This window comes from Camelimonas sp. FR25, from assembly GCF_059740505.1.
Genome location: NZ_JCAWFG010000108.1, coordinates 1 through 12,128 on the forward strand (window position 1 = coordinate 1; position 12,128 = coordinate 12,128).

A 12,128-nucleotide genomic window follows, 5' to 3' on the forward strand; every position below is an offset into this window, starting at 1 on the left:
TGACGCGCCAGCTGCGCGGCACGGCGGGTTCGACCCAGGTCGACGGCGCGCGCCTGGCGCTGCAGCACAATCTCGGCCTCGGCGGCGCCTGCGTCGTCACGCTGTATGAGAGGGCGTGAGCATGGCGGCCACATTTGCCATCGACCCGCAGACGCTGGTCGGCCACAGCTTCGAGCCGCAGCGCGCCTTTGTCGAGCCGCGCCGGCTGAAGTTCTTTATCGACACCATTGGCGAGACTGACCCGGTGTATCACAGCGCCGAATCGGCGCGCGCCGCGGGTCATCGCGACATCCCGGCCCCGCCGACCTATGTGTTCTGCCTGCAGACGCTGGACAATCAGGGTTCGATCAAGGTGCTGGACATGCTGGGCGTCGATATCGGCCGCATCCTGCATGGCGAGCAGAAATTCGTCTATCACAACAGCGCCTGCGTCGGCGACGAGCTGATCTACACCACGCGCATCGGCGCCATCACCGACAAGAAGGGCGGCGCCATGACCATGGTCGCCCAGGAAACCCGGGTCGAGAATGGCGACGGCGTGCACATCGCCGACATGACCAACACCATCGTCATCCGCAATCCGCAGCAGGGGGAGGCCGGCTGATGGGCGCGGTTCAACTCAAGGTCGGCGACATGCCGGTGCAGCGCACTTATGCGCCGATCACCCGCCACGAGCTGGCGCTGTATTGCGGCGCCTCTGGCGATCACAACCCGATCCATGTCGACATCGATTTCGCCAAACGCTTTGGCTTCGACGATGTGTTCACCCACGGCATGTTTGTCATGGCCCGCCTCGGCATGGCGCTGAACGCCGCCTTTCCGGTGGAGCGCATCCGCGAATATGGCGTGCGTTTCGTCTCGATCACCCAGGTTAGGGCCGAGATCACCTGCGAAGGCAAGGTCACGGCGCTGGAGGAGCACGACGGCGAGCCGCGCGCCCGCCTGGAGCTGGTGGCCAGGGACCAGAATGGCGACGTCAAGCTGAAGGGCGAGGCGGTCGTCGCCCTCGACACAAAGGGGGCGAACCATGGCTGAGGCGGCGCTGAAGCTCTACGCCGAGGGCCGGGTCGCCGGCAAGGTCGCGCTGGTGACCGGTTCCGGGCGCGGCATTGGCCGCGCCATCGCCCACAAGCTGGCGGCGGAAGGCGCCAGCGTCGTGGTCAATGACCTCGACCCGGCCTTTGGCGACGCGGTGGCGGCAGAGATCAATGCTGCTGGCGGCAAGGCGGTGGCGGTCAACGGCAGCGTCACGGAAGCAGGCTTTGCCGAGCGCTTCGTGCAGACGGCGCTCGACCAGTTCGGCGGCCTCGACATCATCGTCAACAACGCCGGCTACACCTGGGACGCCACCATCAGCAACATGACTGATGAGATGTTCCAGGCCATGGTCGACGTGCATCTGACGGCGCCGTTCCGCATCCTGCGCGCCGCTTCCGAGCCGATCCGGGTGATGGCCAAGAAGGAAGCTCAGGAAGGCCGCGAGGTGTTCCGCAAGGTGGTGAACATCTCATCCATCGCCGGGCTTTTCGGCAATGCCGGCCAGGCCAGCTATTCCTCGGCCAAGGCGTCGCTGGTCGGCCTCACCCGCACCATGTGCAAGGAGTGGGGACGCTACAAGGTCAACGTCAATTGCGTCGCCTTCGGCCTGATCGAGACCCGCCTGACCCAGGCGATCGAAGCCGAGCAGAAGACCATCGACGTCGAAGGCAAGGCCATCAAGGTCGGCGTACAGCCCGCGCTGCTCGACAATATGGCGCGGATGATCCCGCTCGGCCGCGCCGGCAAGCCGGAGGAGGCGGCCAACGCCGTCTACATGTTCTGCGCGCCGGAGTCCGATTACGTCAGCGGCCAGGTGTTGGTCTGCGGCGGCGGCATCCTCATGTGACGTAGGGCTTGCGCCCGCATATTCGCAACCCGGTGCAGGCAGGCGGCGCATGTCATGCGCCTCTGTGGCGGCCATGCGCCGCCCTGCCCCCGTCGTCCATGAGGGATGGCTGGGGAATGGCGACCCGTCGCACGGCGGGCGCCTGCAGGGGAGGATATCATGACCGCAGCGCTGCTCGAGCGTCGCGACGGCGTCGCCGTGATCACGCTCAACAATCCTGAACAATATAACGCCTTGTCGTTTGAGGTAATGCGCGACCTCGACAAGGCGACCGCCGAGGCTGTGGCTGACCGCGACACGCGCGCCATCTTGCTGACGGGCGCTGGCAAGGGCTTCTGTTCTGGCGCGCAATTCGGCGGCGATGTCTTCGCCACCGGCGCCAGCATCGGCGCGCGCATGCGCGAGCATTTGCATCCAATCATCGAGCGGCTGCGCGGTTGCCGTGTGCCAGTGGTCGCCGCCGTCAATGGTCCGGCGGCTGGCGCTGGCGTCGGCCTCGCTCTGGCCTGCGACGTGGTGATCGCCGCCCGCTCGGCCCGCTTTATCCTGAGCTTCGCCGGGCTTGGCGCAGCGCTCGACGCCGGCACGTCGCTGTTCCTGCAACGTTCGATCGGCGTGGCCCGCGCCCGGGCGCTGGCCCTCACCGCCGAGCCGCTGCCGGCGCAGACCGCCGCCGACTGGGGGCTGATCTGGCGCTGCGTCGATGACGCCGCGCTCGCCGGCGAAGGCATGAGGCTGGCCCAACAGTTCGCCGCCGGGGCCACCATCAGCCTGGGCCTGATCAAGGCGCAACTCGATGCCGCCTGGGACGCGCCGCTGGGCCAGACGCTGGATCGCGAGGCGGACATGCAGAGCCTCGCCTTCGTCACTGATGACCTGAAGGAAGGCGCACGCGCCTTCGTCGAGCGCCGCGCGCCGGCGTTTCAGGGGCGCTAATACCAGAACCCGTGCGGCGCCTGAGCATGTCAGGATGCGGATGCGTCAGCATCTTCGCATCCTGGTATAACGCCGCCTGCGCCGCTGCGCTCCCCAAGGGGCCGGACATGGGCGCCATGGCGCTGCTGTCCGGGGCGGCAACTGAGGAGAGCGGAGCGTCTGACGGACGCGCCGCGCCTGTTGCGCCACATCCGGCGCCTCCGACTGATCGGCCTTCCCGTCTGATGGGCAGGCCGCCGCCAAACATTAACCGCGGAGCTTACGTCACCCGCCGAGGGCGGCAGTGACCTTGTAACCGCGCTGCGACCGAACCGCATGGACCCAGAACGTGGCGCGACACGCGCCACGCGGCCCATGGCGCTGATCCTGCCAACGCCAGACCAAATCCGGGAGACGTGACATGACACGCATGTGGCCATCCGCTCATTGCACAGCCCTTCACGGCGCAGGCCGCGCCGCGCGTATGGCCGCTGCCCTTGCGGCCAGCCTTGCGCTGCTCGCATTGCCTGCCCAGGCGCAGAGCCAGCCGGCAAACACCACAAAGCCTGCCTATAGCCCAGGCGCCAGCGACAAGGAGATCCGGCTCGGCCATACCACCGCCTATAGCGGTCCGGTCTCGGCCTTTGGCGCCACCGGTCGCACCTTCAGCGCCTTCTTCGACATGATCAACGCCGCAGGCGGCATAAACGGGCGCAAGGTCACGCTGATCAGCCTTGATGACGCCTACAGCCCGCCCAAGGCGCTGGAACAGACCCGCAAGCTTGTGGAGAGCGACAATGTTCTGCTGATCTTTGGCGTCTCCGGCACCCCCACCAACACGGCGACGCAAAAATATCTCAATGGAAAGCAGGTGCCGCAAATCCTGATCGCCACCGGCGCGGCCAAGTTCAATGACCCAAAAACCTATCCGTGGACGATGCCGTTCTGGCCGTCCTATGGCATCGAGCAGAAGACCTATGTCGATTACATTCTGGCGAAGAATCCCAATGCCAAAATCGGCGTGCTCCATGCCAATGATGACTATGGCAAGGACCATCTGGCCGGCGTGAGGGCGGCGCTGGAAGCGCATGGCAAGAGCAAGTTACTGGTCAGCGCCCAGAGCTATGAAACGGCTGACGCCGTGGTCGACTCGCAGATGCTCAACCTGAAAAATTCTGGCGCCGACACCTTCATTAGCGCCACCACGCCGAAATTCGCCGCCCAGGCCATCCGCAAGGCCCATGAGGTTGGCTGGAAGCCGCAGCAATTTCTCGCCAACGCCTCTGCCTCGGTCAGCCAGGTGCTGGTCCCGGCCGGCGTCGAGGCGTCGACTGGCGTGATCACCGCCAATTACGCAAAGTCGCCCGATGACCCGGAACTGGCAAATGACCCTGAGGTCAAGGATTACGTGGCCTTCATGAAGCAGTGGAACCCGAAGGACAATCCCAACGATTTCTACGCGCTCGCCGCCTATATCATCGGCCACCAGATGAAGAACCTGCTCGAACGCGCCGGCGATAATCTGACGCGCGAGAACATCATGAAAATGGCCGGCAGCATCGACGGCCTGCGCATGCCCATGCAGCACAAGAAGATCGTGCTGCGCACCACGCCCGACAATTTCTCAGCCTATCAGACGCTGCAATTGCAGAAGTTCGACGGCAAGAAATGGGTGAATATGGACTGACCGGACCGCAATGGGCGCCGCGATGTCGGCGTCCACGGGCGCCGGGCCGGGGGAGTGAGGTCAGCGGCAAGGATTGAGCCGGGCGGCAGGGGGCGCTATCACACCGGCTCCTCCTGCGCGGCTCGGTCCGCCGCGAACCACAAGGCGTTTCCGGGCATGTCCCCCACCTATCTCGTCACCCACTCCGGCGGCTTTCACGCCGACGAACTGATGTCCAGCGTGATCTTCACCCGGCTTTATCCGGAGGCGACGATCCTGCGCACGCGCGATCGCGGCGCGATTACCCCGGCGCCTGATCGCATTATCTATGACGTGGGCGGCGCCTATGATGCGGCGCAGAATATTTTTGATCACCACCAGCGCGGCGCGCCGCTGCGTGACGACGGCCAGCCCTACAGCTCGTTCGGGCTGGTCTGGAAGCACTTTGGCCGCGCCTATCTGGCGGCCTTCGGTGTGCCGGCGGAGCATGTCGAGGCGGTGCACGCGTCGTTTGACGCAGGCTTTGTGCTGCCGGTCGACCTGGTGGACAATGGCGCGCTGAGCCCCTCCAGCGCCGGCCCGCTGCTGGCTGGCCTCACTTTGCCGGCGCTGCTGGAGAGCCTGAAGCCGGTGTTCGACGTCACGGATCCGGGCGCCGACGACCGCGCCTTCCACCGGGCGCTGACCGTGGCCCGGGCTTTTGTCGAAGCGCGCATCGCGCGCAGCGCCGCCAAATTGCGGGCCGAGTCGATGGTGCTTGAGGCTATTGCGGCCGCCGGCTCCAGCCAGGTGCTGGAACTGCCCATGGGCATGCCCTATCGTCCCACCGTGGTGAAGGCGGGCGCGGATCACCTGCTGTTCGTGGTCAATCCGCGCGACCGGGACTGGTCGATCAACGGCATTCGTCGCGCCGAGGATGGTTTTGAACTGCGCGCCGATCTGCCTGCCTCCTGGGCCGGCCTGACCGATGAGGCGCTGGAGCAGGCCAGCGGCGTCGCCGGCGCCCGCTTCTGCCACAACGGCCGCTTCATCGCCGCCGCCGCCAGCCGCGACGCAGCTCTTGCCATGGCCGACATCGCCGTGCGCGAGGCGCTGGCCGCTGCTGACGCCTGACGCCTGGATGTAAAGAGGCCAACGCAATCGCATCCTGAAACGCTCACGCGCCATCGTCGTGGGTGACGAGCGCTGAGCCCGGCGCACCGCACTGGTACAAGCCCTCCGCTGGCGCGCAGGGCTTGTACGGGTCTGCGCGCCAGCGCACGACAAGCACCATCTCGGCTCTCCCGCTCAGGTCGGCTTGCACCATGCGCATCCCCGGTCGTGCGCCTCTGCTGGCGCTGGGTCAGCCAGTCTTTACTGAGTTGTTCCGACCAGGGGCGGCGCGCGCAGGCCATGGGCGCAACACCCCCCTTCCCGCCTTGTTGGCGATCTCCACGGCCTTCACCGGCCTGATTGACAGACGTCACGAGACAGCTGTCACCTAAATACCGATGCCGCTAAAGTAATTGGTCAAACAATAATTTAGAACGACTAAAAACTATACGCCAATTTGATGATGCGCTTACGCTCATCTGATCGTTGCCCTATGGCGGAATTCATATCACCCTACGTCTCAGCGCAATAAAAAACGCGCAGATCGGGAACACATCGCCAACGCCGGGAGCACCCATGGCTGACACGGATGGAAAACGCCGCTTGCGCGGCTTCGCTTGCATGTCCCAGGACAAGGTCAAGGAAATTGCCCGCCTCGGGGGGCAAAGCGTGCCAAAAGAAAAGCGAAGTTTCTCGCAGAACCGCGCCCTCGCCGCCACCGCCGGCGCGGCAGGTGGGGCAGCATTACGGGTCGAGGACCGGGCCTTTTTCAAGGACCGCGATCTGGCCGCCGCCGCCGGTCGCGCCGCGCACCGGCGCAGGCCAGCCGCCAAGGCCGTCGCCGCCGCAAAGGCAGGCGACGACAGCTAAACCCGGGCGGGCAATGGGCCCGCACGTGCGGCATTGGCTGATTTGCGCCACTTCACCCAACATCTCATGCGGGCGCCGACCGATAGCCCACCAGACGGCCGGGCCTGGCGGGGATGACTGAAACCGCTCATCGCACGCCGCCCGTCGGGCCGCGTCTTCAGTCCTTTCTCACCACCCGCATGGTCAGCCTCTCGCCGCCATCGGCGATCGTCAGCAGCCTGTCGATGTTCGGGTGAGCGCCGGGTCGTGCCTGGGCATCGGGCGTGTGCTCCCCGAAAACCTCCAGGCCATGGAGCGCCGCGCGCGCGTCGAGCGCGCCGAACACCGCGTTGAGATAGTGGTAAACCGCGAGCGACCCCTGCTTGCCGGGCATGTTTTCAATGGCGTCGACCGTCTCGCCTGACGCGTCGAGGATCTCAATACGCGCCACCGCGTCCACGGCCGGCAGCTGCTGCACATTCTCCGTGAACGCCGCGCCTGGGTTGATCATCGCCGTCATTGCCTGTCCCTTTCCGCCATCGCGCGCCAGATCGGGCGACGCAACTCTGGCTCTGGACATAACCCGTCCGTCGCCCGCATGGCAAAGCGTCAGCCAGGAACTGTCGGGCGTCAGCGCCGGCCAGGACCGTGGGCTGCGACATGCCCAGGACGTGCACACGCGCGTGTCCTCCAGCAACGGACCTTCCGCCGCTGCGGCCCGCGGCTCCGCCTGCCTCGCCGCCCCCGTGGTGGACGCGGGCGGGCAAGAATTCTTGTGCGCTGCGCCTATCTGCGATGTTCAACGCCAACGTCAGACCGAATATCTACACGCGTTCTCAGTATTTTCTCAGCGGCCTTTCGTGCACGTGCGGGCGACACGCCGAGCACATTGCTCAATTCATATACGTTTTTGGCCATGACGTGCACATTTCGGAGACGTAACTCAGAACGCTCACGTTTATCGTTCATGATCTGTAATTTCCCCTAGGTTATTACCGTTAGGCCACCGCTTTAGCACGACCGCAGCCCACGCCTACAGTCACGCTTTCGCTAGTGAGGAAATCTGTCTCATAGGCTGTCCGCCATCTGGCATGGGATGGCCTTCATTGCGGATAACCCGCAATTGCGCCCATGGTTCATACCAGAACTCGATGAGCGTGACCCATCGGGTTCTGGTTAAGCCCGTGCGGCGCCTGAGCATTGCAGGAAGCGGATGCGTCAGCATCTTCGCATCCTGGCATCAGCCCCGCTTATGGAATTTGTCGCGTAGACCGCGCGCGGCCGCCGCCACGCGGCTGACGCAACATTATCTGGACCACTGCCGGGAGTGGGGCCGCGACCGGGGCGAAAAGGCCGGGCGCGAGACGATGGCTGGCCAAAGCCGCGCTTTTGGGTTGCGCGTACGCCCTGGCGAGGCGGCGCCTGGCGCCAGGCCACGAAGACGCTGATGCATCCGCGACCTGAAAGGCTCAGTCGCCCCGCGGGCTTGACCGACACCCGATGGGTCTTGCTCATCGGGCGTTGGTATGATTGCCGGCTCGCCTCCCGGTTTGATCAACTGGACGCAGGTCACGGCAGGCGCGTTTATCTGAGCGCGTCGTCTCTGGTTTTGTCGATAACCGCTGCACGCGCGACGATGGCTGCCCGGACCGGGTCCACCAGATCCATCGGGAAGCCTTGCGGCAGTTCGCTGAAAACGTGATCAGCCTGGGTCACCGCATTCGCGGCCAGCTCATCCAGGATGAGGCGCATGAGCGGCCTGCCGACCCCGGTGATATCTGCTGTTTGCACGAAATGCCGTGGCATGATGTCGGGTATCGGATAGCGCCGGTTTTTCCCTGCTGACATGGCCAGTCTGAATTTCTTACGCTGGATTTGCCCGGCGTCCAGGCTTGGCTGCGCCGTCAGCACGTCATAGAGCGGCGTCATGCGGTAGCGCCCGCCCGGCTCCAGAAAGACGCTGAAGTTCTTGGCATGGCCATCTGGCGCCCCCAGCATCCAGAACACGATGCATGCACGCATGAAGACGGCGATATCCTCCTGCGGCCTGTCGCTGCCCTTCAGAAGCTGGATAATGTCGCGCATGCCGGGGCCGCCATCGGACTGGTATTTGCGCGCTGGCGGCACGGACAGGGCCTGACACATGTCTTCCTGCGGGGCGCGGAGCAGGCGGCCATCCCTTGCCCAGCGCCGGTCAAAGCGCTCAACGATCAGCGTGCGCTTGCCGCCGAAATCCGCCATCTCCGCCCTGGCGACAGGAATGCCAAAGGCGCCGAGCAATTTGAGGCAAAGATACTCGTTCTCGACGCTGTTTGAGAGGTCGATGCCATTCGGCAGCTGACCGATCTGCGGCTTGAGGATATGGGTGGTGGCCGTTGCGCCGACAGGCTTGAACCACTGGCCGTCGACACGGAGCAGGGCCGTCTTTTCCTGGGCGCCCGCAAGCGAGATGCGGAACGCCTCATCAGGCCCCAGCCCCAGAGGGGCGCTCGCCAGATTGCCAAGTATCGCGCCGATGTCGTCTTCTGAGACGGGTTGTCCGTCGACAAGTCCGGCAGGCCCAGGGTCGATGTCTTCGGGAAGAAACTGCATGGCGCCCACACAATCGTGGCCGATGGCCGTCAGCAGGCTGTAAGCGTCGGCGCCGCCCGCGCCGACACGCTCGGCGACGCGCCTCCTGATGGACTCATTGTCCGGCAGCAGGTTCTCGAAAACATTGATGACAGGCGCGCCGATGTAACGGTCTTCACGCAGGGGCAGCGAAAGCGAAACCGGAAAGGCGTGCGTCCATGCCAGCCATGTGGCGTCATAGGTGAAGTCGATGGCGCCGGTGGCTTCGCGGCGCAGCAAGCCGACCCGACGACCGTTCAGAACGACCTGGAGCGGCGCGTGGGTTCGCTTGCGCGCCATTAGAAGATGTCCTCAATGTCGGCGGCGCCTGCCTCACTGCGTGGCCTCACGGTGAGCTCTAGCTCCAGGGCCGACAGCGCCTCCATGAGCGTTCTGAGCTGCACGGCCGGCTCACCGGCCTCAAGCCGCGAGATGGTGCCCTGGCGCATATGGACCTGCGCCCCCAGAGCTCCCTGGGTGAGGCCGCGCTGTTTGCGGGCCCGTCGCAGGATGGCTCCCAGCTGTTTCTCAGTGCGGGCGATATGTTCACGCATCGAAGCCTCCGTCAGCATCATACGGGAGTTCGTATAATAGTGCAATATACGCAGATGCGTATTAACGCGATATATGCGCAGATGCGTATTGCGGCAGATTTTGTAACTGGCACAGGTACCTGCATTGAGGCCACGACGGCAGCAGCCTGCCCGCCAACCACGCCACTGGATTTCAGAGGTGCGTGAGATACGCAATGGTCGACTTCCAGTCAGCGCGCCGCAGTCAGGGCGCTGAACAGCGCCACGCGCCAAAACGCGCGGCTTTTGCGAGCGCGACTGGCGCCTGCGGCAAGCTAATCCGTGGGGGCGCCCAGAATAATGGCAATGACAGGCTGCCCCGCCATCTTCATTCCACCCCCCTGAAAACCAGTTGACCTTCGCACATATCGCATGGCGCGTGGCAAACCGCCTGTGTCGCGGCCTCTGGCGCCGAGAACAACCGCCCTGCTCCATTGAGGGCTATCTGCAGGTTGTTTGTGCAGCGGCTCCGTTGACCACAAAATCTGCCAGCCATAGCCTCAAGTCCAGAAGCAAGGGCGCTTCCGCCGGGCTGACCGCCCCGGGGGAAGCGCTTTTCTTGTTGAGGGCGCATGAGCAGAATATTTGATCCCGCGCGGCCTCTGGTGCTTGGCGCCCTGTATTCATCGACAGGCGCCACTGCATTTGTCGAGCGCACCCAGCTCAACGCCACCCTGTTGGCGGTAGAAGAGATCAATGCAACAGGCGGCGTCGCAGGATGCGAAGTGCGTGTGCTGACCGCCGACGCCCAGTCCAGCCCTGAACGTTTCCAGGCCCACGCCGAGCACATGCTCGACGAGGGCGGCGCCGGGCTTCTGCTTGGATGCTACATGACCAACACCCGGCAGGCCGAGGTGCCCGTGGTTGAGCGGCGCAGCGCCGCCCTCGCTTATGCCGCCCCTTATGAGGGCTTTGAGTACTCGCCGAATGTCATCTACGGCGGGGCCGTACCCAACCAGCACATCCTGCTGCTGGCCCAGCACCTGTTTCGTAATGGCGGGCACAGCTTCTACCTCGTGGGCTCGCGCTACACCTTTCCGGTGGAGTGCAATCGTGTGCTGATGACCCTGATCGCCGAACAGAACGGCGTCACCCTCGCTGAACGCTATGCGCTCCCCGCTGCGACACGGCGCGAACTCGACCTCATCGTCCAGGACATCCTGCGCAAGAAGCCGGACGTGGTGTTCTGCACCGTGGTTGGCGAGGCCGCCGCCATCTTCTACGAACTGTGCGCGGAAGCTGGCGTGCGTGATACGTGCGTAATCGCCAGCCTCACCCTCACCGAAGCGGAACTCGGCCAGATGCCCGCGGGCGTCGCCGAAGGCTGCCTCACGGGCGCGACCTGGTTCCAGTCACTCGACCGCCCCGCCAGCAGGCGCTTTGTCGCCGCTTATCACAACCGCTTTGGCGACGCCTCGACGCTGAACGCCATGGCGGAAACCGCTTATAGCATCACCCATATGACGCTCGCGGCCGTCGGGCGCGCGCGGTCCCTGCGCCCCGCGCAAATCCGCGCCGCCATGGCCGACGTCGATTTTGAGGCGCCCCAGGGCCGTATCCGCATTGATCCGGAAAACGGCCACCTCTACCTGTGGCCACGCATTGGCCGGGCGCAGGCGAACGGCCAGTTCGACATCATCGCCGAAGCGCCCAGAGCCATCAAACCAGACCCCTACCTCATCCATCACAGCCTCGCGGACTGGAAGGCGGCCGCGTGCCTCTCCGCTGAAGCGCAGGAATAGATTCATGTTGCAGGCCCTCAGGGATCTCCGCAACGTCAGTGTGGTCGTGTACCACCCGCAGGATCGCGAGCGCGACGAACTTGTCGCGCAGCTCAACCGCATCGGCTGCCGCGTGGAGGCCTGCTGGCCGCCCCGGGACCAGATTCCCGCCGAGGCCAGCATTATCTTTGTGCTGTTTCGCCAGGACAACTTTACCCAATTGTTGCTGAAAGCCCTCGCCGAACGCGGCGAGGATGTGACCCTTATTGGCATCGTCGAGTTCGAAAGCCCCACTGTCATCGAATCCATTGTGCGCGCCGGCGCCTCAGCAATCATCACCAAGCCGGTGCGCGCCTTCGGATTGCTCACAAACATGGTGCTGGCGCACACATTTTCCGCAAAGCAAAAAAAGCAGATTGACAGGCTCGGCAAGCTTGAGGCACGGTTGGGTTACTTCAGGAAGCTTGAAACTGCAAAGCATATCCTGATGGAACGCAAAGGCATGTCAGAACAGATCGCCTATGACACCATCCGGACGCGCGCCATGTCTTCGTGCGTCACGGTCGAGATCGTGTGTGATGCAATCATCAACGCTGAACGTTATGTCGGCCTGTGACGCCTGCGTCCACGCCGACGCCGATGCAGCGTAAAAACTGGCAATGATGGCCAGGTCGTTCCGAGAGCTTTCCGCTCGCCGGCGCTGACGCCAGGCAGCGACCCGAAGCAGACGCTTCGCATGACATTTACCCCACGGCGCCGATGTCCGTCGCCAGAGGGTCCCGGCCAAGGAGGGCCGTCGCCAGCAACCGCTGGCGGCG

General features: G+C 64.4%; 12 protein-coding genes. 9 read left to right on the forward strand and 3 right to left on the reverse strand.

Going from position 1 to position 12,128, the window contains the following annotated elements:
• Nucleotides 1-121: 121 nt before the first annotated feature.
• The 7 genes from AC6A67_RS16630 (at nt 122) to AC6A67_RS16660 (ending at nt 6,428) form a co-directional block, all read left to right on the forward strand.
• On the forward strand, nt 122-604 hold the full coding sequence (locus AC6A67_RS16630) for a MaoC family dehydratase N-terminal domain-containing protein (RefSeq protein WP_498037683.1): 483 nt from the start codon (nt 122-124) through the stop codon (nt 602-604).
• A complete protein-coding gene (locus tag AC6A67_RS16635) occupies nt 604-1,035 on the forward strand; it encodes a MaoC/PaaZ C-terminal domain-containing protein (protein ID WP_498037684.1) in 432 nt (143 codons plus the stop codon). The genes AC6A67_RS16630 and AC6A67_RS16635 overlap by 1 nt, the downstream gene beginning before the upstream one ends.
• Nucleotides 1,028-1,885, forward strand: a complete 858-nt coding sequence (locus AC6A67_RS16640) for an SDR family NAD(P)-dependent oxidoreductase (RefSeq protein ID WP_498037685.1) — start codon at nt 1,028-1,030, stop codon at nt 1,883-1,885. The genes AC6A67_RS16635 and AC6A67_RS16640 overlap by 8 nt, the downstream gene beginning before the upstream one ends.
• A 159-nt stretch (nt 1,886-2,044) precedes the next feature.
• Nucleotides 2,045-2,821 (forward strand): enoyl-CoA hydratase-related protein, encoded by a 777-nt coding sequence (locus tag AC6A67_RS16645; protein WP_498037686.1) that lies wholly within the window; start codon nt 2,045-2,047, stop codon nt 2,819-2,821.
• Between the two features lie 463 nt (nt 2,822-3,284).
• A complete protein-coding gene (locus tag AC6A67_RS16650; protein ID WP_498037687.1) occupies nt 3,285-4,487 on the forward strand; it encodes an ABC transporter substrate-binding protein in 1,203 nt (400 codons plus the stop codon).
• Nucleotides 4,488-4,643: 156 nt separating this feature from the next.
• Nucleotides 4,644-5,579 (forward strand): MYG1 family protein, encoded by a 936-nt coding sequence (locus AC6A67_RS16655; protein WP_498037688.1) that lies wholly within the window; start codon nt 4,644-4,646, stop codon nt 5,577-5,579.
• A gap of 555 nt (nt 5,580-6,134) precedes the next feature.
• Entirely contained in the window at nt 6,135-6,428 is a 294-nt protein-coding gene (locus AC6A67_RS16660) for a con-10 family general stress protein (RefSeq protein WP_498037689.1), read from the forward strand.
• 157 nt (nt 6,429-6,585) lie between these two features.
• Here the strand turns inward: AC6A67_RS16660 and AC6A67_RS16665 are convergent, their stop codons facing one another.
• From AC6A67_RS16665 to AC6A67_RS16675, 3 genes are all read right to left on the reverse strand, one after another.
• A complete protein-coding gene (locus AC6A67_RS16665; protein ID WP_498037690.1) occupies nt 6,586-6,927 on the reverse strand; it encodes a DUF2322 family protein in 342 nt (113 codons plus the stop codon).
• 1,064 nt (nt 6,928-7,991) lie between these two features.
• Entirely contained in the window at nt 7,992-9,317 is a 1,326-nt protein-coding gene (locus AC6A67_RS16670; protein ID WP_498037691.1) for a type II toxin-antitoxin system HipA family toxin, read from the reverse strand.
• On the reverse strand, nt 9,317-9,571 hold the full coding sequence (locus AC6A67_RS16675; RefSeq protein ID WP_498037692.1) for a helix-turn-helix domain-containing protein: 255 nt from the start codon (nt 9,569-9,571) through the stop codon (nt 9,317-9,319). Before AC6A67_RS16675 ends, AC6A67_RS16670 begins: the two co-directional genes overlap by 1 nt.
• 590 nt (nt 9,572-10,161) lie before the next feature.
• Here AC6A67_RS16675 and AC6A67_RS16680 point away from each other — a divergent pair.
• The gene (locus tag AC6A67_RS16680; protein ID WP_498037693.1) at nt 10,162-11,331 is read left to right on the forward strand and encodes a transporter substrate-binding protein; all 1,170 of its coding nucleotides are present in this window, start codon (nt 10,162-10,164) and stop codon (nt 11,329-11,331) included.
• Between the two features lie 4 nt (nt 11,332-11,335).
• On the forward strand, nt 11,336-11,926 hold the full coding sequence (locus AC6A67_RS16685; protein ID WP_498037694.1) for an ANTAR domain-containing response regulator: 591 nt from the start codon (nt 11,336-11,338) through the stop codon (nt 11,924-11,926).
• Nucleotides 11,927-12,128 lie beyond the last annotated feature (202 nt).

Excerpts from the sequence above, each read along its gene's own strand:
- AC6A67_RS16650 (WP_498037687.1), top strand. The coding sequence starts at position 3,285 with ATGGCCGCTGCCCTTGCGGCCAGCCTTGCGCTGCTCGCATTGCCTGCC.
- AC6A67_RS16685 (WP_498037694.1), top strand. The coding sequence starts at position 11,336 with ATGTTGCAGGCCCTCAGGGATCTCCGCAACGTCAGTGTGGTCGTGTAC.
- AC6A67_RS16665 (WP_498037690.1), bottom strand. The coding sequence starts at position 6,927 with ATGACGGCGATGATCAACCCAGGCGCGGCGTTCACGGAGAATGTGCAG.
- AC6A67_RS16630 (WP_498037683.1), top strand. The coding sequence starts at position 122 with ATGGCGGCCACATTTGCCATCGACCCGCAGACGCTGGTCGGCCACAGC.
- AC6A67_RS16645 (WP_498037686.1), top strand. The coding sequence starts at position 2,045 with ATGACCGCAGCGCTGCTCGAGCGTCGCGACGGCGTCGCCGTGATCACG.
- AC6A67_RS16640 (WP_498037685.1), top strand. The coding sequence starts at position 1,028 with ATGGCTGAGGCGGCGCTGAAGCTCTACGCCGAGGGCCGGGTCGCCGGC.
- AC6A67_RS16635 (WP_498037684.1), top strand. The coding sequence starts at position 604 with ATGGGCGCGGTTCAACTCAAGGTCGGCGACATGCCGGTGCAGCGCACT.
- AC6A67_RS16675 (WP_498037692.1), bottom strand. The coding sequence starts at position 9,571 with ATGCGTGAACATATCGCCCGCACTGAGAAACAGCTGGGAGCCATCCTG.
- AC6A67_RS16670 (WP_498037691.1), bottom strand. The coding sequence starts at position 9,317 with ATGGCGCGCAAGCGAACCCACGCGCCGCTCCAGGTCGTTCTGAACGGT.
- AC6A67_RS16655 (WP_498037688.1), top strand. The coding sequence starts at position 4,644 with ATGTCCCCCACCTATCTCGTCACCCACTCCGGCGGCTTTCACGCCGAC.
- AC6A67_RS16660 (WP_498037689.1), top strand. The coding sequence starts at position 6,135 with ATGGCTGACACGGATGGAAAACGCCGCTTGCGCGGCTTCGCTTGCATG.
- AC6A67_RS16680 (WP_498037693.1), top strand. The coding sequence starts at position 10,162 with ATGAGCAGAATATTTGATCCCGCGCGGCCTCTGGTGCTTGGCGCCCTG.